This window comes from Mycobacterium ulcerans subsp. shinshuense (genome assembly GCF_002355775.1).
Lineage (GTDB): Bacteria > Actinomycetota > Actinomycetes > Mycobacteriales > Mycobacteriaceae > Mycobacterium > Mycobacterium marinum.
On record NZ_AP017624.1, the window covers coordinates 2067981 to 2090286 of the forward strand.

The window sequence follows — 22306 nt, forward strand, 5'->3', positions numbered from 1 at the left end:
CTGGCTGTCCTGGTTGTCGCGGGTATCATCGCCGCCGTGCTCGCTATGGCGGACTTCGGGCTCATCGCCAACGCCGGCGCCCATCCGGCGCCGGCCCCCACCTACTACTGGTGCCCGGGCCAGCCTTTCGATCCGGCTTGGGGGCCCAACTGGGATCCGACGACCTGCCACGATGATGTTCACCGGGATGTCGATGGCGCCGACCACAGTCGTGACTTCGTGCCCGGCGACCTTCCCGTCGATGAACAGCCGTGGCTGGACGAGCCGGCGCCTCCCGCGCCGCCCGCCGCGGGTGGTGGCGGCGCTTAAACCGGTTGTTGCGGCCGACCGGCCGAGGTTGCCGGCTGCCCCGTCGGTCGTGGTGCCCGTGTGATCTGAGCCCACCCATTGCGGCGATCCCCAGAAAGCCGCGCCAGTCGGGGACTTCCGTCCCTATTGGCGGCCGGCATTTGGTGGTCGGATGGACAGTGGTCAACACGGTGATTTCGAGATCGAGGAGAAATCATGGGCACCCTTTCCGTTCAGCGCCCCGCAAGGTCGCTTTTCCCGGAGTTTTCCGAGCTGTTCGCGGCTTTCCCGTCTTTCGCCGGGCTCCGTCCTGCCTTTGATTCGCGGCTGATGAAGCTCGAGGACGAGATGAAGGGCGACCGCTACGAACTACGCGCAGAAATCCCTGGTGTCGACCCCGAAAAAGACATTGAGATCACGGTGCTCGACGGGCAGCTGACCATCAAGGCCGAGCGCAGTGAGAAGAAAGAGTTCAACGGGCGATCAGAATTCTGCTACGGCTCGTTCATCCGGACCGTGCCGCTACCGGCCGGCGTTACCGAAGACGGCATTGAGGCCTCCTACGACAAGGGAATTCTCACCGTCTCGGTTCCCGTCGCGGAGGCGAAGCCGGCCGAGCGCCGGGTACGGTTCCAGTCCGTCAACTGACACGACCGCGGGTACGCAATGACGAGCGCGGCGAGAGCCGAGCGGAACGCACCGCGGCGGGTCTTCCGGGACCGTCACGAGGCTGGCCAGGTGCTGGCAGATCTGTTGACCGCCTACCGCGACCGGCCAGACGTGATTGTCCTGGGTTTGGCGCGCGGCGGAATACCCGTCGCGTGGGAGGTCGCGGCCGCGCTGCACGCACCGTTGGACGCCTTCATCGTGCGCAAGCTCGGCGCTCCCGGCCACGAGGAGTTTGCCGTGGGTGCTCTGGCCAGTGGCGGCCGCGTGGTGGTCAACGACGACGTCGTGCGGGGCCTGCGGATCACGCCGCAGCAACTTCGCGACACCGCCGAGCGCGAAGCCCGGGAGCTGGTCCGGCGCGAAGCCGCCTACCGCGCGGGCCGTCCACCTCTGGACGTGGCCGGCAAGACGGTGGTCTTGGTCGACGATGGTTTGGCGACCGGCGCCAGCATGTTTGCGGCGGTGCAGGCGATACGCGATGCCGAGCCCGCGCACATCGTGATTGCGGTGCCGGCCGCCCCCGAGTCGAGTTGCCGAGAGTTCGCCGGCCTCGTCGATGACGTGGTGTGCGCGTCGATGCTGACCCCCTTCCTCGCGGTCGGGGAGTCTTTCTGGGACTTCCGTCAGGTCACCGACGAGGAGGTTCGCAACCTGCTGGCTACCCCGACGACGGGGATCCCGGCGCTCAGACCTGCGGTACCCACGCCGGCCGAGGTGATCAGAAATGTGGCCATCGACGCGCACGGAGGGGTACCGCCGCGCGAAGCGCTGGAAGCCGTCATCGGTGACGCCCGGATCGTCTTGATCGGCGAGAGCTCGCACGGCACGCACGAGTTCTACGAAGCCCGGGCCGAGATTACGAAATGGCTGATCGAGCAGAAGGGTTTCTGCGCCGTGGCGGCCGAGGCGGACTGGCCCGACGCGTATCGCGTGAATCGATATGTGCACGGGCTGGGGGAGGACCAGAGTGCCGAGCAGGCGTTGCGCGGTTTTGAGCGCTTTCCCGCCTGGATGTGGCGCAACACCGTGGTTCGTGACTTCGTCGACTGGCTACGGGAGCGCAATCAGCGCTGCGCGTCAAACGGTCAGCGTCAAGCCGGTTTCTACGGCCTAGACCTCTATAGCCTGCATCGGTCGATGCAGGAGGTGGTCGCCTTCTTGGACAGGGTTGATCCGGCGGCGGCGGCGCGGGCCCGGGCTCGCTACGCGTGCTTCGACCACACGGCTGCCGATGACGGCCAGGCGTATGGGTATGCGGCGGCATTCGGTGCCGGCCCCTCCTGTGAACGCCAAGCGATCGAGCAGTTGGTCGACACGCAGCGCAATGCGCTCGACTACGTGCGCAGAGACGGACTCATCGCCGAAGACGAGGCCTTCTACGCCCAACAGAATGCACAAACGGTGCGCAATGCCGAGGTGTATTACCGGGCGATGTTCAGTGGCCGTGTCACGTCATGGAACCTGCGCGACCAGCACATGGCCGAGACGCTGGCGGCGCTGCAGGCGCACCTGGATCGCCATCGCGAAGCGGCGCCCGCCCGGATAGTGGTGTGGGCCCATAATTCTCATGTCGGCGATGCGCGAGCCACGGAAGTGTGGGCGGACGGACAACTGACGCTGGGGCAACTGGTCCGTCAACGCTACGGCGATGACAGTCGTCTGATCGGGTTGTGTACCTACTCCGGTACGGTCACCGCCGCCAGTGAGTGGGGCGGCATCGCCGAACGCAAAGTGGTGCGCCCGGCGCTGCACGCAAGTGTGGAAGAACTGTTCCACGACACCGGCAAGGACGCCTTCCTGGTTTCGGCGGCAACCAGCCCGGAGGCCGCTGACCCCTTGTCCGGGGTTCGATTGGGCCGGGCGATCGGGGTGATCTATCTTCCGGCCACCGAGCGGCAGAGCCACTACTTCCATGTCCGTCCCGCCGATCAGTTCGACGCCATGATCCACATCGACAAGACCCGCGCCCTCGAGCCCCCCGAGACCACGAGTTTGTGGATCGCCGGGGAGACGCCCGAAACCTACCCGAGTGGCCTGTAGCGCCCGGCGATCAGCGGAGCCAACGCGGATGACGAGTCCGGCCGATCCGGCGGTGCGCGGACCACAGATCGTCACGCTGACCATGAACCCGGCGTTGGACATCACCACCTGTGTCGGCGTGGTGCGGCCGACGGAGAAACTGCGTTGCAGCGAAACTCGCTATGACCCGGGTGGGGGAGGCATCAACGTCGCGCGGATCGCGCACGTCCTCGGCGGCTCGGTGTTCGCGGTGTTTCCGATGGGCGGATCGCATGGCGCCCACGTCAGCAAACTGCTCAGCGAAGCCGGTGTGGCCTTCGGCGAAATCCCGATAGCGGCATCGACGCGGGAGAGCTTCACCGTCAACGAATCCAGCACCGGCGAGCAGTATCGTTTTGTGCTTCCCGGACCCGTGCTGGCACCCGAAGAGCAGGCCCAGTGCCTGCAAGAATTTGGATTTGCCGCGCGCTCAGCGCAATTCGTGGTGGCCAGCGGCAGCCTGCCGCCGGGCGTGCCGGCCGACTTCTATCAGCGGGTCGCCGAGGCTTGCCGTGGTCTGGGCGCACGTCTGATCCTGGACACCTCCGGCGGCGGGCTCAGCCACATCCGTGCGGGAGTGTACCTCCTCAAGGCCAGTGTGCGGGAGCTGCGCGAGTGCGTCGGTCGGCCGCTGGTTACCGAGGCCGAGCAATTGGCCGCGGCAAGCGAACTCGTCGAAACGGGTCGCGCAGAGGTCGTGGTGGTGTCGTTGGGCTCTGATGGTGCACTGCTTGCGACTCGCCGGGCGCGGCATCGATTTCGAGCGGTTGAGATGCGAGGCGGCAGCGGGGTTGGGGCCGGCGACGCCATGGTTGCCGCGACCACGGTCGGTCTGGCTCGCGGATGGCCGCTGGTCAAGTCGGTTCGGTTGGGCATTGCGGCGGGTGCGGCAATGCTGCTGACGCCGGGTACGCAAGCCTGCGAGCGTGCGGATGTCGAGCGGCTGTTCGAGCACGTCGCCGAACCGGTGGAGGTCGCCTAGGGGTTGCCGCAACCCCCGAACGCGGATCTGTGGTCGGACCCCCAACAAGGAACTGCCGCGGCAGCGGTCCAACGGCCCTCACATTACGGACGCAGGCGCAATAGGCTGGGATGGAGCGGATCGAAGTAATTGGGAGCCTTCATGAAGCACCTGGACGCGAAATCGGTGGTGGCGGGCATCAACGGCTCGCAGGCCGCGATCAACGCTGCCAAGTGGGCCGTAGACGAGGCGATCAGCCGGCAGCTGCCCCTTCGCCTCGTCTATGTCATCCCCAGCCAGCAGACGGGATCGGTGCATGCCCCCGACTGGGAGCTCGAGCGCGCGGAGCGGGCACTGGCCGAGGCGGAGGGTGCCGTCCAGGGCGACGGCCATCCGATCGAGGTCGAGACCGTTGTTCGTGCTGGTGAGCCCGCGCAGGTCTTGATCGATGAATCGCAGGAGACGGCACTGATCTGTGTCGGCACCGCCAGGCGAGGACCGGCGACGGACGGGTTACTGGGCCCGACCGCGGCGGCGTTGGTCCGGGGTGCACACTGCCCGGTGGCGGTCATCCGGACCAATCCCGATGGATCCCCGACGGAGCTGGGGGTAATCGCTGTCGTCCTCAACGACGACGCCGACAATGACGAAGTTGTGCACGCGGCCATGGAGGAGGGGCGGCGTCGCCACGCGGTCGTTCGCCAAATCGATCGCCGGCTGGACAGCTGGGTGCGCCGCTACCCGGACGTGCCGGTCCAGGTTGTCGCCTCCGGTACCGGCGCACGATCCGTCGAAAACCACAGCAGTGCCATCGACCTGGCCGTTGTGGGCGAAGCCGACGCCGATGAGTTGCCGGGACTGACCACCCCCAACTGTCATCCGATATTGGGCTACCCCGACTGCTCGGTTCTGCTGGTTCGGCATTAAACAGCCTGGCTGGCGGGCCAGCGCCGGCGGGCCGGCCGCGATACGTCACCGGATGCTACCGGCCGCGGCGCCCACCCCCGCCGGGCGCGAGTACCCATCGCCGGCGAAAGTGGGGAATCATGGGGTGTGGAAATCGTCACCCACGGCTCCATGATTCTCAGTTCGCACCGTCATGTGGAAGGACTGGCAATGGTTAGGGTTTCTCGCCATGGTTAAGGTTTTTTTGGTCGACGACCATGAAGTCGTTCGGCGCGGACTTGTCGACCTGCTCGGGTCCGACCCAGATCTGGAAATCATCGGCGAGGCGGGCTCGGTCTCCGAGGCGATGGCACGAATCCCGGCATTGCAGCCCGACGTCGCCGTGCTTGATGTCCGTCTGGCCGACGGCAACGGCATCGAACTGTGCCGCGACCTGCTTTCGGACCTGCCGGAATTGCGGTGCCTGATGCTGACGTCGTTCACCTCCGACGAGGCGATGCTCGAGGCGATTCTGGCGGGGGCCAGCGGCTACGTCGTCAAAGACATCAAGGGAATGGAGCTGGCGCGGGCCATCAAAGACGTCGATGCCGGCAAATCGCTGCTGGACAACCGCGCGGCCGCGGCACTGATGGCGAAGCTGCGTGACGGGGCCGAGCAGAAGGATCCGCTGTCCGGATTGACCGAACAGGAGCGAACGCTGCTCGGACACCTCAGCGAGGGGTTGACGAACCGACAGATCGCCGCCCGGATGTTCCTCGCCGAGAAAACCGTGAAGAACTACGTGTCGCGCCTACTGGCCAAGCTGGGCATGGAGCGGCGAACGCAGGCGGCGGTGTTCGCTTCCCGTTTGGGTCAGGGAACACGGCCCGTGAAGGGCGATTGACGGCCCTCGCGACGAAATCGCGGACGCGGCTGAGACTGGGGGAGTTCTCCCCGGCTTGCGGCCAGGTTGTGGTCGCTCAATTTCAATGGGATTAAGCTAAATATCGGTTCCCGACGCTGCGAACGCAGCGTCACCTGCGGTAGTACCGAAAAGGCATGGGTGGAGGTGCCGGGTCGGGTGGGCAGCGACGAAAGCGGCCCAGCGTTTGCTGGACTGGGCCGGCCAGGGCTGGTTAGCAGGATGCACGCGCAGCTAGACGAGTTGCTGGCAGCTCGCGATCAGATGGAGCAGTTGCTGCGGGTGATCGTCGAGATCGGCTCTGATCTCGACCTCGACGCAACGCTGCGCCGGATCGTCCTTGCCGCCAGGGAGTTGACCTCAGCCCCCTACGGCGCCTTGGCCGTCCGTGATCCCGAGGGGACACTGATCAGGTTCATTCACGCGGGAATGGACGATGACGTGGCCCGTCGCATCGGGCATCTGCCGGTCGGCAAGGGGGTGCTGGGCGTTTCGCTGGTCGAGACACCCGCGCTGCGTCTGGACGACCTGACCATGCACCCGGCGGCCTGCGGCTTCCCCGAACACCACCCGCCCATGCGAGCGTTTCTCGCGGTACCGATCACGATCCGGGGAACCGTGTTCGGCAGCTTGTATCTGACCCATGTCGATCCGGGCCGCAAGTTCTCCGAGTCCGACGAGTTCGCCGCCCGCGCGTTGGCGTTTGCGGCCGGTGTCGCTATCGACAATGCCCAAGTGTTCGAGCGCGAGCGCACGGCCGTGAAGTGGATGGAGGCCAGCCGCGAGATCACCACGGCGCTGATGTCCAGCACCGAGTCGCGGCGCGAGCCCCTGCAATTGATCGCCCAGCGGGCCTGCACGCTCACCGATGCCGAACAGGCCATCGTTCTGGTGCCCGTCGAGTCCGACCTGGCCACCGACGAGATCGACACCCTGGTGGTCTCCGCCGCGGTAGGGCTGCATGCCGAGGAGGTTGTCGGCCAGCAGGTTCCGGTGCGCGGCTCTACCTGCGGCGACGTTTTTCGGTCCGGCGAACCATTGATCAGTGAGGCTTTCAGTTACCCGATTGAGGCATTCACCGACGTGGCGCAGCGCTCGGCCATCGTGATGCCGCTGAGCGCCCACGAAAAGATCGCCGGGGTGATTGCCGTCGCGCGGGGCGCGGATCAGCCGCCATTCGATGCCCGCTGCCTGGATCTGGTGAGCCAGTTCGCCACCCACGCGGCGATTGCACTGCTGCTGGCTTCGGGCCGCGAGGACGCGCGGCAGCTGACCATCTTGGCCGAGCGCGAGCGCATTGCGCATGACTTGCACGACCACGTCATCCAGCGGCTGTTCGCCTCGGGTATGGATCTGCAGGGAACGCTGGCCAGGGCCCGCTCCCCGGAGGTCATCGACCGGCTCAACCGTACCGTCGACGATCTGCAAACGATCATCGAAGAAATTCGCAGCACCATCTTCCAGCTGAAGTCTCCGTCGGGTCGCGACGGCGGCTTTCGGCAGCGGATTCAGCAGGTGGTTGCCGACCTGACCGAACACCGTGCCGTTGTCACCACAATCCATATGCATGGGCCGATGTCGGCCGTTCAAGGTGAGCTTGCCGACCACGCCGAGGCGGTGGCCACCGAAGCCATCAGCAACGCCGTTCGCCATTCCGGCGCCGGGCGAGTGACGCTGGACGTCAGTGTCGGCGACATGTTCAGCCTCGAAGTCGTCGACGATGGCTGCGGCATATCCCCCGACGTATCGCGGCGCAGCGGCCTAGCCAACATGCGGTCGCGGGCCGAAAAGCTCGGCGGCACTTGCGGGATCACCACGCCCACCGAGGGCGGAACGCGGATCAGCTGGACCGTTCCATTCGGCGATCTCTGACTTCGGGCTCGGTCAGCGCGATCAGCGGCGGACCACCAGCACCGAATGCCCGCTGCGCTGGGGAAGACGCCGGCTCACCGCGCCGACCATTCGTGCCACATCGCCAGCATCATCGCTGCCGACCACGGCCAACTGGATAGGTTCCTCGGTCTTGGCGAGGAAGTCGGCCGCACCGTGTCGTGCGGCCGCGGGCTGGACGTGGACATCTCGATAGCGGGACACCCAGCGGTCAAGCCGGCGATGGAGTTGCTCGTAGGCAATCTCGCCCAGGCCCCACCGCCACACTCCCATCGCCAGAATCGGCGCCCCGCGCAGCTGGGCCTCCCGGAAGCCGTGCTCGAGCACCGCATCGTTTCCGGGCGAGTCATCGACGACAACAGCGATCCAGGACGTGTCCGACAACTCGGTGTCAGGATCGGTGCGGATGATGGCCGCTGGGCAATGCGCTCGCTGCGTCACCGCCTCGGCGGTCGAACCGAGTAGCTTGCGCGCCACTCGATCGATTCCCACCGATCCAACGCAAACCATTGCCGCAGTTAGTGATTCGCTGACCAACGCGGCCTCGGCCGATCCTCGCACGATGTCCACTTCTACCTCGATCGGCACTTCGATGGCATGCAGCGCAGCCGAAGCCGCGTGCAACGCTGCTTGTGCGTATTCGACATCCAGGGCGGCCTCATCGTTGGTCGATGCCGCCCGCTCGGGAACGGCATGGACCAGGCGTAGGGGAATGCCGCGGCTGGCGGCCTCGGGGACGGCCCAGCGCGCGGCGTTGATCGCGGCCTGTGAACCGTCGACGCCCACAACAACGCACCTAGGCGCTTGCGGATGGCTCATGGCACCCTCCCATCCGGGACCGCTGGCCTGCCCTGGCGTCGGTGGGCCGCTCACGGCAAGAGGCTATTGAGCTGCCCTGAGGCCGGGGCAGGGCCGTTTGGCCCCGGTTTTGCGGCTTTGGTAACGCGCGGCCGACCGGAATCTGCGCGACGTCGGCATTGGACCTCGATCGGCCGGCAAGCCACAGCCTGGGTGGTGCCGATAATGTCAGCCCGGGCCTCATGACCACGTGGCTGATGACCAAAGCCTCAAGACCGATGGCCATTTGGCGAATAACGTATTTGATGACCGAGGAGGATCAAATGTCTGCACCGATGAAACACCTTGGCATTGTTGTTGGCGTCGATGGCTCGGCTGCCTCGTATGCGGCGGTTTCGTGGGCGGCGCGTGACGCCACATTGCGTCATGTTCCGCTGACCTTGGTTGACATGGTGAACCAGGCGGTGCCGATGTGGCCCGAGATGCCCATGATGACGAGCATGTCAACGTGGCAGGAGGAAGACGGCCGCCAGGTTCTCGAACAGGCGGGAAAGATCGCCCAAGAGGTCACGCAGCAGGGGCGCGACACCCAGATCAAGAGCGAGTTGAGATGGTCGGCGCCGGTTCCCACGTTCGTCGAACTGTCGCAGGAAGCGGATTTGGTGGTGGTCGGCAGCCACGGCCGCGGGGCCGTCGCTCGCGGCCTGCTCGGCTCCGTTAGCTCCGGGGTGGTGCACCGGGCGCACTGTCCGGTGGCAGTGATCCGAGACGAAGATCCGGAGGCGCCCCAACCCGAAGACCGTGACCGGGCCCCCGTGGTGGTGGGCATCGATGGCCCGTCGGCCTCAGAGCTGGCGACCGCGATCGCATTCGACGAAGCGTCGCGCCGGGGCGTCGAACTCAAAGCGGTGCACGCCTGGAGTGATCTTGAAGTGGTTGACCTGCCCGGGTTGGACTGGTCGACGGTAAAGGGAGAGGCCGAGGAGACTCTGGCCGAGCGTCTGGCCGGCTGGCAGGAGCGCTATCCGGATGTCACGGTGGATCGAGTGGTCGTGTGTGATCGACCGGCGCGACAATTGATCGACCAAGCACAGACCGCGCAGCTGGTCGTTCTGGGCAGCCACGGCCGGGGCGGATTTACCAGCATGCTGGTCGGTTCGACCAGCAACGCGGTGCTGCACGCGGTTCACACGCCGGTCATCGTGGCCCGGTCCGCCTGAGATCGGCGCCAACCGGGCTGGCCGCCCATACCCGCCGATAACCGAGAGCCACGGAGGCCGCCATCAGCACCGACAGCGAATCTGCCGAGTCGCCGGATGCCACCCACAGCCCTAACACCGCCTATATCGAGGTGCACGAAACACATACCGGTGTGGTGGTGCTGGTCGGCGAACGTGCATACAAGGCGAAGAAACCGGTGCTGACCGACTTCCTGGACTTCCGTACCGCGGAGCAACGGGAGCGGGCCTGTGCCCGCGAGGTCGAGCTGAACAGTCGACTAGCCCCCACCAGTTACCTCGGCGTCGCGCACTGCACCGACCCGACCGGGGGGCCGGCCGAACCGCTGGTCGTAATGCGTCGCTACCACGACAGCGACCGGCTTGCGTATCAGATCAGCAGCGGCGGATCCGACGAATCGGTGCGCGCGTTGTTGGACACCATCGCCACAGTGCTGGCCCGCTTTCACGAGGGCGCCGAGCGCAGTCCGACAATCAACACCGCGGGCGAACCGGCCGCGATCGGCCGACGCTTCGGCGACAACCTGGCAGAACTGCATCGTTATGCGGGGACGTCGTTCCCCGACGAGTCGATCGGGCGGATCGAAGACCTGGTCGCGGCATTCATCTCCGGCCGCGAGACCCTCTTGGCCCAGCGCATTGCCCAGGGATGCATCGTCGACGGTCACGGGGACCTGCTCGCCGATGACATCTTCTGCGCCGAAGGCGGACCCGCCCTGCTCGATTGCCTGGAGTTCGACGACAGACTTCGTTATGTCGATCGTGTCGATGATGCCGCGTTTCTGGCGATGGACCTGGAGTTCTTGGGGCGCAAGGACCTGGGGGAGTACTTCCTGGATCGCTATCTCGCGCACTCCGGGGATGTGGCGCCGGCGTCACTACGAGACTTCTACATCGCTTATCGCGCGGTGGTGCGCGCAAAGACCGACTGTGTCCGGCTGTCGCAAGGCAAACCAGAGGCCGCCGCGGATGCCGCCCGACACCTGGAGCTAGCCACCCGGCACCTGGAGACCGGCGCAGTTCGGTTGGCGCTGGTGGGCGGGAATCCAGGTACCGGAAAGTCGACGTTGGCGCGTGCTCTGGCCGAACAGGTTGGCGCACAGGTCATCTCAACCGACGATGTGCGCAAGGAACTGCGCGACCGCGGTGACATTCACGGCGAGTCGGGTGTTCTGGACGAAGGCCTGTACACCCGCGACAACGTCACGGTCGTTTACGATCTGGTGCTGAGCCGGGCGCGCAGGTGTTTGCAAGAGGGGCGATCGGTGATCCTGGACGGGACCTGGCGGGATCCGCAATCTCGCGCGCGGGCTCACCACCTTGGCGGCCAAACTCATGCGGCCTTGGTGGAACTGCTGTGCACCCTGCCGGTCGATATGGCCGCTGACCGAATCATCACCCGAGCGCCGGGCAATTCCGAGGTAACTGCGGAGATCGCCGCGACCATGGCGGCTCAACATGCCGGCTGGGATACCGCCCTACCGATGGATACCTCCCGGCCAATTGAGTTCTCCCTAAACGAAGCCCACGACGCTTGGTGCCGAGCGATCTACCCCGAGTAGGCGGGGCTGCGAGCCTAAGTCCCTGCCGTGAAGGACCAACGGCCCTGGCCAACCTGCGGCGCAAGTTTCTAGCGTTGACGTCACAGACGCAAGGGTGGTGGCTATGACGGGGGCGACGGCGCCCGACGAAACCGTGATTCGAGAATCAGTGGCGCTTGCCAGTCGTGCTCCGTCGCTACACAACAGCCAACCGTGGCGGTGGGTCGCCGAAGCCGACACACTGCAACTGTGGGCTGATCGAGCCCGTTCGATGCCGGCCACCGACCACGCGGGCCGGGAGCTGATATTGAGTTGCGGTGCTGTCCTTGACCACCTGCGGGTCGCGACGTCGGCTGCCGGCTGGGACAGTGTCACCGAACGGACGCCCGATCGGGGCAATCCAGATCATCTGGCGACACTGCGGTTTCACCCGATGCAGGCCGTCACCGCGTCCCAGCGCCATCGGGCGGATGCCATCGGGCAACGCCGCACCGACCGTTTGCCTTTTGACCCGGTCACCCAATGGGCGGCGATCGAGCCGGTGCTGCGTCACGCCGCGGTCCGGTATGACGTGCTGCTGCACGTGGTGGCGGACGATGGCCGAGCGGCGCTGGCCGAGGCGTCTCGGCTCACCGAGAACTTGCGACGTAACGACACCACGTATATGTCCGAACTACGATGGTGGACTTCGCCATTCAGCTCGAACGCCGACCATGCGCCGGAAGGTGCCCTGCTGTCGACGTCGGAAGCTTCCCGAGTCGACGTTGCGCGCAGCTTTCCCCCGGCCGGCGGGGGGCGACGTCGCTCCGCTATCGAGCATGATCAGTCTAAGATCGTGGTGCTCTCTACCGATTCCGACGACTTGTGTGACGTGCTTCGATGCGGTGAGTCGTTGTCGGCGGTGTTACTCGAGTGCACGATGGCGGGCCTGGCGACCTGCACGCTGACCCACATGACCGAGATGGCCATGAGTCGCAACATCATCGCCGAGATCGTCCAGACAACAAGCCTTCCGCAATTGCTCATCCGAATCGGCAAGTCGCCGGGACATGATCAGCACGTGGAACGCTCCGGCCGTCGCCCAGTCGACGACGTCCTTGAGTTCCGGCTCTGACCGGTGCTACCGCAAGGAGGTCTCACGCATGACGCGACATTGGCTGGTGATGGAGACCCCGAACGGTCCGCACGCACCGTATGTCACCCGGATCGCCGGTGCTGGTCGGCATCTACCCGAAACGCACCTCACCACAGACGAATTGATGTCCAGCACCCGCCATCGCACCCACATCGATCTGGAACGGCTGACCGGGATCCGCGAGCGCCGCGTCTCGGTGGGCGATGAGGATTCCTACAGCCTGGCCACCGCCGCCGCCCTGGACGCGCTGGCCGCTGCACGCCAGGATCCGGCGTCGCTGGATGTGGTGACCAATTGCAGCATCACCAAGTTCCGCGGTGGCCTCACCCAATGGCTCGAGCCATCGATGAGCAGTGCGGTGGCCCGCGGCATTGGGGCACACCGTGCGATGACGTTCGACGTGTCCAACGCCTGCGCCGGAATGCTCACCGGGGTAACGATTTTGAACAACTGGATCCGGCAGGGGGTGGTAGAGCGCGGCCTGGTCGTCAGCGGTGAATACATCTCACAACTGAGCCACAATGCCGCCCGCCACATCCGCAACATCATGAGCAAGGAGTTGGCCTCGTTGACCCTGGGAGACGCTGGCGCCGCGCTGCTGCTGGAGCGAGCTCCCGTCGGTTCCGCGGGAATCGCGCTGGCCGGATTCACAACCGTCGCCGACTACAGCCGGCTGTGCCTGGCCTACCCGCGCGGACACGACCCGGGCGCGCGGATGTTCACCAATGCCCGCGCGATCCACCAGGCCGCAATGGCCAATACGCCGTTGCTGCTCGAGGAGGTCCTCGAGACGGCCGGAATCTCAATTCACGACATCGACCATGTGATCACCCACCAGACGTCGGCACGTGCCATCCGTAAAGGCATGGCCAAGATGTCGGAAGCCTTTGGGGACAAGCCCCGCCATGACGCGGTGATCACCGTGGACCGCTACGGCAACACGGCATCGACAACACACACCGTGGCCCTCATCGAGGAACTCACGGCCGGACGCATCGTGGCAGGGGAGCGAATTGCCTTGATCGCTCTGGCCTCGGGGCTGGAAATCGGGATCGTCTTGCTGACCCTGGATGAGAAGATGGTGAGCCGCTATGGGCACAGTGATTGACCGCGTCGACGTTGCACATTCGGGCTGGCGCAACCGGCACAGTGCGCTTCACCTAGCCGTTGCAGCTGCCAAAGACTGCCTACAGGGCGCCGGATGCGACCCCGACGAGTTGGATCTTGTGGTCAATGCGGGGATCTACCGCGACCGCAACCTCGGTGAGCCGGCATTGGCGGCACTGATCCAGGACGACATCGGCGCCAACCCGGAGGACCCCCACGCCGGTGCTCACGGTACGTTCTCCTTCGATATCGCCAACGGGGCCTGCGGGGTGCTCACCGCATTGCAGATCGTTGACGGATTCTTGCGGACGCACAGCATCAGTCGGGCGCTCATCGTCGCCAGCGATGCCGATCCAGGCCATGGAATGAGCGAGCACTTTCCCTTCTCCGCCACGGGGACCGCGCTGCTATGCGGCTGGAGCGATGACACCTACGGCCTGAGCCGGGTGCAGTGGGCTAACGCCGTCAACGGGAAGGCAGACGAATCATTCAGCGCAACAGTTGGTTTCGCTGACGCCCGCAACGTTCTGCGATTCGCGGAGTCGGCCGAGGCGGATGAAGAGTTTGCCGCTGTCGCGGCACATGCGGTGCGCGAATGCCTGGCGGCGAACTGCGTGGCGCTTTCGTCGGTCGACATGATTGTTGTCGCCCCGCCCAGGCCCGGGTTCCGCGCCGCGTTGAGCGCTCGGCTCGGGGTGGCGGCAGAGCTGATCGGGGTTGCAGACGATCGACGCATGCACACCGCAGCGCTGCCCGCCGCGTTCGAGCAGCAGATCGCGCGGGTTCCGGTGGGCGCCCAGATCCTGTTTGTGGCCGCCGGGGCCGGCGTCACGGCCGGCGCCGCGCTTTACCGCCGCCCGCCAGGTCGCGCTGCCTGAACGGGCCTACTGCCAGGAAATGATGCGCTCGGCCAGCTCTGGCCCGCTGTCTTCCTGGATGAAATGGTTGGCGTTGATACGGGCGTGCGGCTGGCCCGCCGCACCGGGAATGTGCTTGATCAGTGGACGGTCGGCTCGTCCAAGGAGTGGGTCGCGCTCCCCGAAGATGGCCAGGAAAGGCTTCTCCCAGCGGCCAAGGGCGTCCCATGCGGCACGGTTGGCCGCAACCGCGGGATCATCGGGTGAGATCGGCACCAACTGGGGGAAGGCGCGGGCGCCAGCCTGGTAGCTCTTGTCGGAGAAGGGGGCGTCGTACCCGGCCCGCACGGCGGGGGGAACTTTGCGCACCGTCCCGGCCGCAACAAGGCGACCGGCGGGCAGCACCGGAGAGTAGCGCGCGAAGGCCCGCCAGATGTGAAACGCCGTCGGGGTGCGCCCGCGTGCCGTGGGAAGGAACCCATTGGCCACCACCAGCCGCGCAATCGCGTCACCGTGTTCGGCGGCGACGCGCAGTCCGATCAGCGATCCCCAATCCTGGACGAAAAGCGTGGCCTCGGCCAGGCGCAATTCTTCAAACCAGGACTTCACCCATTCGACATGGCGCAGGTATGTGTAGTCCGCGATACGAGTGGGCTTGTCGGAGCGGCCGAAGCCGATCAGATCGGGCGCGAGCACACGGTATCCGCCGGCAGCAAGCGGTGGGATCATGGTGCGGTACAAGTAGCTCCACGTGGGCTCCCCATGCAGCAGTACTATCGGCGGCCCGTCGGCAGGACCCTCGTCGATGTAGTGCATCCGCAAATGTGGGGTATCGGTTGCCGCGACATCGACGTAGTGGGCCGCAAACGGGTAACCGACCAGATTCTGGAATCGGGCATCCGGGGTCCTCACCACATCCATGAATCAGCTCCTTCCAATAGCGGCCACCCGGTGTTCGTCGAGCAGTTTGCGACCATGTTGCCTCCCGCCGGGCCCGCACAGCGTCAAACCAGACGGTGCGGCGGAGCGCAACGGGCAGTTCAAACTGCGTGAGTCGGTCTGCTGCCAAAGTGCGCCGGCTCAGAATATGCCATGCGCGGCGCACGACCGCCGGGCCATCGCCGATTCGAGGCTTAAAACCAACCAAGCCAAGCTATTTCGCGTGGATGGTGGCTGACGATCAACCCATCGCGATTCGCTGGCAAACAACGGTCGGTGCCGATCTCGCCGAGTGGCCCTCGGCAATGTCAGGCCCTCGTTTCGAAACGGTGCGCCGCCGCGCGGGGCAGCGACAGCGCGACGCGGTGGCGTCTAGCATGTGCGGGGGATGCGGCTTCGGCCAGACAGGAGATCTCATGGTCGAGATTCACTTGGAGCGAACCATCGCTGCGCCGGTTGAGCAGGTCTTCGACTGGCTGGCCGACCCGACCAAGTTGGCCGCGGCCCCCTTGGTACTCAAGGCCGGCTACACCAAAGACTCACCCCCGCCCGGCGCTGGTGCGGTGCGCGAGGTGACCGCGCTGGGTGCCTGGTTCCGGGAGCAGATCACGGCCGTCGACCGTCCACGCAGCTACTCCTATCTCATCTTGCGATCCTTCCCGCCGTTGATTCATCAGGGGGGCACCCTGACGTTCACGCCGTCAGACGGTGGAACCCACGTCGACTGGCTGACCACCTATACCCACCCGGCGCGTGCGGGTGGCAGGTTCTTGGAGGTGGTCAGTCGCCCGATATTGAGGTCGAGCTTCGTCGCGGTCCTGGACGGCTGCGCGGCAGCACTGGAAAGTTAGGGCGGCCCGGTGCTCGATCATCGGGCGTCCCGCACGTTTGTGGTAACCGGTGCGTCCTCGGGCATTGGCTTGGCCACCGTAGGCCGCTTGCTCGAACAAGGCTGCGCAGTTGTCGGTGCCGACGTCGTAACCCCGCCCCACGACCTCGGTCCGCGATTCACGTTCGTGACCGCCGACGTCACCGACGAGGACGCGGTCGCCGGCGTGTTCGACGCCGTGCCCGACCGCCTCGATGGGGTGGTGCATTCGGCTGGGGTGGCCGGTGGCGGCCCGGTGCATCTGCTGGCGCGCGCTGAATGGGACCGAGTCATTGGGGTCAATCTCACCGGCACTTTTCTGGTAGCCAAGGCGGCGTTGGCCAGGATGATCGAGCAACCCCGGGTGGACGGCGAACGCGGCTCAATCGTGGCGCTGGCCAGCATCGAAGGTCTGGAGGGCACCGCCGGCGGTAGTTCTTACAACGCCGCCAAGGGCGGTGTTGTGTTGCTGACCAAGAACATTGCGCTCGACTATGGGCCCAGTGGTATCCGGGCGAACAGGATCTGCCCGGGCTTCATCGCCACCCCCCTGGCCGAAGGGGTCTTCGGCATGCCGGGAATGGAGGGCCCGCGTGCGTCGATCACCAACGAGCATGCGCTGCAACGATTGGGAAAGCCGGAGGAGATCGCGGCCATGGCTGCCTTCTTGCTCTGACCCGACGCTTCTTTTGTGACAGGCCAGGCCATTGCCGTCGACGGCGCCTACACCGCCGGGCGCGATCACGGGGTGGTTCGGCTCTTCGGTCTCCCACAGTGAGATAGGGAGATAGGGCGGATTCGACTGGTCGTCGCAACACCTCGATGTTGGAGGTGTTGAATGGCTTGTCGTCAGCAGGCAGCAGACCGGGTGATCCGGCCGAAGCTGCGATCGCCGGGGCATCGGAAGTATCGGCGTCATGTCGAGGTGGCCTTCTGGGGACAGATCGCTAAAGGTCTTCTCGCCGAAGAAGCCGCGGGCATTGTGGGCGTGGCGTCCGGCGGTCGGGGCACGCTGGTTCCACAACGCTTTGATGTGAAGTTCCAGCCCTCGGGCCGCTGCCTGTCTTTCGCTGAGTGTGATGAAATCGCGCTTCAGGGCAACGGTGTTTGAGCAATCGTCCGGGCGATTCGGCGCGACCCGTCCACGATCTCACGGGAACTGCGCCGCAGCGCCGCTGTTCGCTACGGGAGCTGCGGTTCCCGGACCTCGGTCGTGCTGTGGAAGACCGATATGGCCGCATGTCGGCCCAAGACCGCGAAATTGGCCGCCAATCCGCAACTGCATAATTATGTGCAGCAACGCCTTTCAGGGCGAAGTGGCATCAAACCAGCATCAACCAGACCCGCGCAAAAAATCCGGGCTAGGGCGGCGTCTTGGACCGCTACGACGCACGGGCGCACCAGACACCCAACCGGGTGCAGAATGCGCCTTCCGCGTGTCAGACCGAGCCATTCCCCTATTTGCTGGGTACCCCATCCGGCTCCGGCCCAGCAGGCAACGGCACGATAATCGGTATCGACGCTACACCCGCCGGAAGCGGGCCTGGTAATGGCCCCGAGTGGCCCGGGACAACTCCCGGCGCAGCGGCCACCGGGTCCGGTGCGGGATCTACCGGCGCAACGTCGGGACCGCCTGCAATGAATGGCATAGCCGCCCCGAATAACCCAGCGATTGGTAATATGACGCCGATCATGAAGTTATCCAGTCGCACCATGCAAAACCCTTTCATTTTATTTGCTAGCTGCTTCCGAAAGTTCAAGACGTTTTCCAACGGTTCCTGTGTCTCGGGTAGCGTAGACAACCTAAATGATTTGATTGCTGGAATCAAGTTGTGATGTTTTGAACGTCGCATCCCGCCGCCTGACCGGCCCCGAAAGTCCGGTCCCCTAATTTTGAGATCAAAGGTTGTGATTCGATGCGGGTTTCGGCAAATGCGGCCCACTGTCGCGAGGTTGCCTTTACTCCGGCGGGGACCCTGCACCGGCTCGCTCACCCCCTTCCGGATGCCACCCCATGACTATCGGCTCGATGGCTTGGGCATAACCTCCTCTACGGGCTTTGCGATCTCCACCCTAGCGACTTCTGACGCTAATCGCCCTGTGCACCAAGGCATTTCGATGTGTACACCAACGCCGCTAGTCTTGATTTTGCATGTATTCGTGCAGGTTTGGGTAGGGGCCGTGGTCTGGATTCGCTTGCGCGGTTGCCTTCTCGTTGAATGGGCGCGTTAGAGCGGACGTGCCCCACGCCGGTCGGATCTACCGAGGACTTTAACGCTCTTACGTCCAAACATTTTCACGCTTCCCTAAACGAGGGAAATTCATGTCTCGCATGAGACAAATTATCCCAACGTGAGACATAACAGTATTGCGCCCGGGGCTGCTTGATGCGCCTGCTGGGAGTCCCCTTAATGGCCGCCGCTTCCAGGCGCAGGCAATATTCCCGTTTCGGGCCACCAAGTTGGGCATTGGTGCTTAACTTCACGACTGTGCCCATTGCAATGTGAGCGTGACAACGAAATATTCTTCCGTTGAAGGGATGTCCAGGTGAGCCATTTGGTGACGCAACCGCAACTGATGACTGCCGCTGCCGAGGACTTGGTAGGTATCCAGACGTCCATCGCGGAGGCCAGCATCGCCGTTGGCGGTCGGACCACCGGTTTGGCGGCGGCAGCCGCCGACGAGGTATCCGCGGCGATTGCGGACGTGTTTAGCGTGTTCGGTGAGGATTATCAGGCGTTTGCCCGGCAGGTTGAGGCATACCACAATGCGTTTGTGCAGACCCTGACCGCAAGCGCCAATGCCTACGGCCATGCGGAGGCTGATGCCCAGGCCCTGCTGAGCGGGAGCACGGCCGCATCAGGTGGGGCGCCATCTGCGCAGGCTACGTTGCAGGGAACAACGTTCGGCTGGATGATCGGCGGAAGTGGAAATCCGATACCCTCGCAAACATACGTGAATAAGGTGCTGCCTTACGTCAACGAAGCGTTCGGCGTGCTTCCGGAGAACGCGAAAGCCCTCTTTACCCCCGAGGGGTTGCAGCCGATATACACCGGGATCAAGAGCTTGCCTCTTAATACATCGGTAGATCAAGGCGTCCAGATCCTCGACCAGACGATCAAGAGCACCCTGGCCGCGCATCCCGGCGACAGTGTCGCCGTTCTAGGCTATTCCCAGAGCGCGATCATCTCCTCACTGGAGTTGCGAGACTTGATGAACCCGGCGCTTAACCCAACGCCACCTCTACCAACCGAACTCGGCTTCACCCTGCTCGGCAGCCCCATGAATCCCAATGGCGGTCTCCTGTCGCGCTTCGTAGGACTGAACGTGCCGAGCCTGGGATTGGACTTTTATGGCTCGACACCGCCCGACACCCCCTATCCGACCAACATCTACACGCTCCAGTACGACGGATTCGCCTCTTTCCCGCGGTACCCGCTCAATCTTTTGTCGGACCTGAACGCCTTCTTGGGAATCCAAACTATCCACGGCCAGTACCCGGATCTCGACCCAGCAAATCTTCCCCCGGGGTACGAGATGGTCACACTCCCGGGCTCAGCATCCCTGACCGGGCAGGGCCAAACCAACTACTACATGATCACGCACCCAAACCTGCCGATCACAGCGCCGCTCCGAGCCATCCCGGTCATCGGTGACCCGCTGGCAGACCTCATTGAGCCGAATATGCGCATCCTGGTCAACTTGGGCTATGGCGACCCGAACTACGGCTATTCAACGTCACCAGCGAACGTGCCGACGCCATTCGGGCTATTCCCGGACGTGAACTATCTTGAGGTCGCTGGCATGCTGGCCGACGGAACTCAGCAGGGCGGCAACGCCTTCATCGCCGACATCAGTGCAATGGCCCCGTCGTTTGCCGACCTCCCTACCTCGTTCGCCTCGGCAATGGGATCGGCCGGCACCGCCGGGAGCGGGTTGCTGGCTGCGGCACCAACCAGGGCTCCGGCGTTGTTGATTAGCAGGATTGTGAGCTGGGGAATTGTGGATTGAGGAGGTCTAGGCGGCGGTTGGCGGTCAAAGCGGTGATCCGGCAGGCTTCGGCGATGTTGTCGGCGCCGTTGAGGCGGTGCAGATTGATCGCGGTGTTGCGTAGCGTTGCTAGGACCTGTGCGCCGTTTCCGGTATGTGCCCTTTGACGGTCTTCGTCGAAGGTGACGTCGCGTATCCAGTGCAGGCTGTTCTCGATTCCCCAGTGTTGACGCATCCAGGTCATGATCGCGGTAGGGCGGGCGTGCTCGAACGGCAGGCTGCAGATGGCATAGACCACCTCCACGCTGCGCTGGTCGGTGGTGGTGATCAAGCGTTCACGAGTGATCCGGATGATTTGTTTTGCGTAGGGGAAGCCGATTCCTCGTGCAGTGGTGATGATTTGCAGGGTGCGGGTCTCGACACGGCCGTGGCCGCGGGAGTCGTCGGTAGCGGCTGCGGGCACCTCGGCCCAGGGCAGCGCGGTGATACGCGCAAGTATTTTGGCTTGGTTGGACTTGACGATCATCAGGTAGTGCGACTTCAAGGTGGCGCAGATCAACTTCGCGGTGACGACCTGGGTATGCATCGCATCCACGGTGACCAGCCACCGCAAGCTACCCGGCAGCAGCGTGAGCAGGGCACGTACGCAGGGAATTTCATTGCTTTTCTCGGCGACAGCGAGTTGACCGAGCACCAATCGGGCACGGTGGGCGAACACCGACACGAGATGCGTGGCTGTCGCTTTGGCGCGTAAAGCACCACGCAGCATCTTGCCGTCCAACGCGATCGGCACCAATCCACTGGGGTCGCTGCTGGCCACGTGTGCAGTGAAGTAACTGCCCATCCTGGCGTTGAGGTCGGCGGGGTCTAGCCGAGACAAAACAGCGCGGAAGGTCTTCTCACTGGGCCGCCGGAACCGGACCCCTAATTGGGCCAACACATCATCGGGAGCGGTGGCCGCCCATGTGGCAAAACCAGCATAGCCGCGCATCCCCGCGGCAGTGGCCAGAACCGCGATCGCCAACAAAGCCATCAGCGAATACCTCCGACCGCGTGGGCCCCTCGGGTCTGGCACCGAGGCCAACACATCGAGAAACTCCGATCCGATGAGCTCGCTGCGCTCACCAGGACTCCAGCGGTCGAACACCTCTGGAACCGACGACACAGGCAATACTGAAACGGTAGGCACGGGCAACTCCAGACCAACGACGAACAGTAACCAACTCGATCGTTCTCCAGATAGCCCGTGCCTACACTCCGGCCCCAATAGCGCGGCACCAAAGATCATCAACCCAGCTCACAAGCCTGCTAATCAACAACGCCGGAGCCCTGGGTCTGGCACCGAGGCCAACACATCGAGAAACTCCGATCCGATGAGCTCGCTGCGCTCACCAGGACTCCAGCGGTCGAACACCTCTGGAACCGACGACACAGGCAATACTGAAACGGTAGGCACGGGCAACTCCAGACCAACGACGAACAGTAACCAACTCGATCGTTCTCCAGATAGCCCGTGCCTACACTCCGGCCCCAATAGCGCGGCACCAAAGATCATCAACCCAGCTCACAAACCTGCTAATCAACAACGCCGGAGCCCTGCCATCCAGGGTAAACGCCATTCATTCATGCCATTTTCATAAAGCCTGTATCGCTCCTGTACAAGTGGTCGTAGCCAGAAGCGGGTCCGGCGAGTCCCCGTTAGCGAGTGCAGCCCATTCTTGAGTCGCCCGGATGCAGATCACGCGGGTCTTGTTCGTGCAGAAGCGTTGTAAGGCTCGGGAAACCAACTCCGGTCCATTGTACCGAGGACACCCCGGTCCGCTTGCGTGCAGCGACGACCGTGACCCAAATAACTAATACCTAAATGACTAATAGCGCCACTTGACAGCTACTCTATAGTTAGATCAAAGCGGAAATGCAGGTTCAGCGCTGCAGTGTGCCGCAAATTGCGGCACACTGTCGCCATCGCTGGCGGGCTGCACGCTCGGTACGACGCTAGCCAGCTCCCACTCGGAGGCGGACTCGGCGCTCTACGCCTGGTAGTTATTTAGCGCTTGCGACCCTCCTGCGAGCCAGTGTCGGCTCCGAACGCACGACCATGTCCAACGCACTCACCACCCACATGCACATACCGCCACATACGGCCACAACCAGTCAAAG

At 64.3% G+C, this 22306-nt stretch carries 18 protein-coding genes and 2 pseudogenes; 16 read left to right on the forward strand and 4 right to left on the reverse strand.

The genetic code is table 11. The annotated features are described in order from the left end of the window. Positions 1-45 precede the first annotated feature (45 nt). From SHTP_RS09380 to SHTP_RS09410, 7 genes are all read left to right on the forward strand, one after another. Entirely contained in the window at positions 46-309 is a 264-nt protein-coding gene (locus tag SHTP_RS09380) for an Mtp family mycobacterial-type pilin (RefSeq protein WP_373121360.1), read from the forward strand. 195 nt (positions 310-504) lie between these two features. After that, complete coding sequence (locus SHTP_RS09385; RefSeq protein ID WP_096370419.1) at positions 505-936, forward strand: Hsp20/alpha crystallin family protein; 432 nt, start codon at positions 505-507, stop codon at positions 934-936. Between the two features lie 18 nt (positions 937-954). Continuing rightward, positions 955-2997 (forward strand): erythromycin esterase family protein, encoded by a 2043-nt coding sequence (locus SHTP_RS09390; protein ID WP_096370420.1) that lies wholly within the window; start codon positions 955-957, stop codon positions 2995-2997. A 28-nt stretch (positions 2998-3025) separates the two neighbouring features. Further along, on the forward strand, positions 3026-3997 hold the full coding sequence (locus tag SHTP_RS09395; RefSeq protein ID WP_096370421.1) for a 1-phosphofructokinase family hexose kinase: 972 nt from the start codon (positions 3026-3028) through the stop codon (positions 3995-3997). Positions 3998-4138: 141 nt separating this feature from the next. Further along, complete coding sequence (locus tag SHTP_RS09400; RefSeq protein WP_096370422.1) at positions 4139-4903, forward strand: universal stress protein; 765 nt, start codon at positions 4139-4141, stop codon at positions 4901-4903. 208 nt (positions 4904-5111) lie between these two features. Next, positions 5112-5765 (forward strand): response regulator, encoded by a 654-nt coding sequence (locus SHTP_RS09405; protein ID WP_096372401.1) that lies wholly within the window; start codon positions 5112-5114, stop codon positions 5763-5765. Between the two features lie 177 nt (positions 5766-5942). Continuing rightward, positions 5943-7655 (forward strand): sensor histidine kinase, encoded by a 1713-nt coding sequence (locus tag SHTP_RS09410; protein WP_096370423.1) that lies wholly within the window; start codon positions 5943-5945, stop codon positions 7653-7655. 21 nt (positions 7656-7676) lie between these two features. On the opposite strand, the gene SHTP_RS09415 is transcribed toward SHTP_RS09410, so the two are convergent. Beyond that, positions 7677-8459 carry a universal stress protein gene (locus SHTP_RS09415; protein WP_231991337.1) on the reverse strand — a complete coding sequence of 261 codons (783 nt, stop codon included), beginning with the start codon at positions 8457-8459 and terminating at the stop codon, positions 7677-7679. A gap of 335 nt (positions 8460-8794) precedes the next feature. Between SHTP_RS09415 and SHTP_RS09420 the strand changes: the two genes are divergently transcribed. The 5 genes from SHTP_RS09420 to SHTP_RS09440 all read left to right on the forward strand — a co-directional run bounded on the left by SHTP_RS09420 (position 8795) and on the right by SHTP_RS09440 (position 14370). Next, a complete protein-coding gene (locus SHTP_RS09420) occupies positions 8795-9691 on the forward strand; it encodes a universal stress protein (protein WP_096372402.1) in 897 nt (298 codons plus the stop codon). Positions 9692-9816: 125 nt separating this feature from the next. Then, positions 9817-11271, forward strand: coding sequence for a bifunctional aminoglycoside phosphotransferase/ATP-binding protein (locus SHTP_RS09425; protein WP_443986817.1), 1455 nt, complete (start codon positions 9817-9819; stop codon positions 11269-11271). Between the two features lie 103 nt (positions 11272-11374). Continuing rightward, positions 11375-12364 carry an Acg family FMN-binding oxidoreductase gene (locus SHTP_RS09430; protein WP_096370425.1) on the forward strand — a complete coding sequence of 330 codons (990 nt, stop codon included), beginning with the start codon at positions 11375-11377 and terminating at the stop codon, positions 12362-12364. Between the two features lie 28 nt (positions 12365-12392). Next, a complete protein-coding gene (locus SHTP_RS09435; protein ID WP_096370426.1) occupies positions 12393-13493 on the forward strand; it encodes a 3-oxoacyl-ACP synthase III family protein in 1101 nt (366 codons plus the stop codon). After that, the gene (locus SHTP_RS09440) at positions 13477-14370 is read left to right on the forward strand and encodes a beta-ketoacyl-[acyl-carrier-protein] synthase family protein (protein WP_096370427.1); all 894 of its coding nucleotides are present in this window, start codon (positions 13477-13479) and stop codon (positions 14368-14370) included. The genes SHTP_RS09435 and SHTP_RS09440 overlap by 17 nt, the downstream gene beginning before the upstream one ends. Before the next feature lie 6 nt (positions 14371-14376). On the opposite strand, the gene SHTP_RS09445 is transcribed toward SHTP_RS09440, so the two are convergent. Next, positions 14377-15270 carry a haloalkane dehalogenase gene (locus SHTP_RS09445; RefSeq protein ID WP_096370428.1) on the reverse strand — a complete coding sequence of 298 codons (894 nt, stop codon included), beginning with the start codon at positions 15268-15270 and terminating at the stop codon, positions 14377-14379. A 434-nt stretch (positions 15271-15704) separates the two neighbouring features. On the opposite strand from SHTP_RS09445, the gene SHTP_RS09450 reads away from it, so the two are divergent. From SHTP_RS09450 to SHTP_RS09465, 4 genes and pseudogenes are all read left to right on the forward strand, one after another. Further along, entirely contained in the window at positions 15705-16139 is a 435-nt protein-coding gene (locus SHTP_RS09450) for an SRPBCC family protein (RefSeq protein ID WP_012395103.1), read from the forward strand. Between the two features lie 9 nt (positions 16140-16148). Continuing rightward, positions 16149-16934, forward strand: a pseudogene (locus SHTP_RS09455) (SDR family NAD(P)-dependent oxidoreductase). A gap of 90 nt (positions 16935-17024) precedes the next feature. After that, a complete protein-coding gene (locus SHTP_RS09460; RefSeq protein WP_096370429.1) occupies positions 17025-17267 on the forward strand; it encodes a hypothetical protein in 243 nt (80 codons plus the stop codon). Between the two features lie 1436 nt (positions 17268-18703). Beyond that, a complete protein-coding gene (locus SHTP_RS09465; RefSeq protein ID WP_231991742.1) occupies positions 18704-20167 on the forward strand; it encodes a PE family protein in 1464 nt (487 codons plus the stop codon). Here SHTP_RS09465 and SHTP_RS09470 read toward each other — a convergent pair. Beyond that, positions 20133-21335 carry an ISAs1-like element IS2404/ISMul1 family transposase gene (locus tag SHTP_RS09470; protein WP_420872978.1) on the reverse strand — a complete coding sequence of 401 codons (1203 nt, stop codon included), beginning with the start codon at positions 21333-21335 and terminating at the stop codon, positions 20133-20135. The two genes, SHTP_RS09465 and SHTP_RS09470, sit on opposite strands and share 35 nt — an antisense overlap. A 141-nt stretch (positions 21336-21476) precedes the next feature. Beyond that, positions 21477-21602: pseudogene (locus tag SHTP_RS30365) on the reverse strand (transposase); the annotation flags it as partial. Positions 21603-22306 lie beyond the last annotated feature (704 nt).

Coding starts and splice junctions, on each gene's coding strand:
- SHTP_RS09445 (WP_096370428.1), bottom strand. CDS start 15,270: ATGGATGTGGTGAGGACCCCGGATGCCCGATTCCAGAATCTGGTCGGT.
- SHTP_RS09385 (WP_096370419.1), top strand. CDS start 505: ATGGGCACCCTTTCCGTTCAGCGCCCCGCAAGGTCGCTTTTCCCGGAG.
- SHTP_RS09450 (WP_012395103.1), top strand. CDS start 15,705: ATGGTCGAGATTCACTTGGAGCGAACCATCGCTGCGCCGGTTGAGCAG.
- SHTP_RS09430 (WP_096370425.1), top strand. CDS start 11,375: ATGACGGGGGCGACGGCGCCCGACGAAACCGTGATTCGAGAATCAGTG.
- SHTP_RS09420 (WP_096372402.1), top strand. CDS start 8,795: ATGTCTGCACCGATGAAACACCTTGGCATTGTTGTTGGCGTCGATGGC.
- SHTP_RS09400 (WP_096370422.1), top strand. CDS start 4,139: ATGAAGCACCTGGACGCGAAATCGGTGGTGGCGGGCATCAACGGCTCG.
- SHTP_RS09380 (WP_373121360.1), top strand. CDS start 46: ATGGCGGACTTCGGGCTCATCGCCAACGCCGGCGCCCATCCGGCGCCG.
- SHTP_RS09435 (WP_096370426.1), top strand. CDS start 12,393: ATGACGCGACATTGGCTGGTGATGGAGACCCCGAACGGTCCGCACGCA.
- SHTP_RS09405 (WP_096372401.1), top strand. CDS start 5,112: ATGGTTAAGGTTTTTTTGGTCGACGACCATGAAGTCGTTCGGCGCGGA.
- SHTP_RS09390 (WP_096370420.1), top strand. CDS start 955: ATGACGAGCGCGGCGAGAGCCGAGCGGAACGCACCGCGGCGGGTCTTC.
- SHTP_RS09440 (WP_096370427.1), top strand. CDS start 13,477: ATGGGCACAGTGATTGACCGCGTCGACGTTGCACATTCGGGCTGGCGC.
- SHTP_RS09395 (WP_096370421.1), top strand. CDS start 3,026: ATGACGAGTCCGGCCGATCCGGCGGTGCGCGGACCACAGATCGTCACG.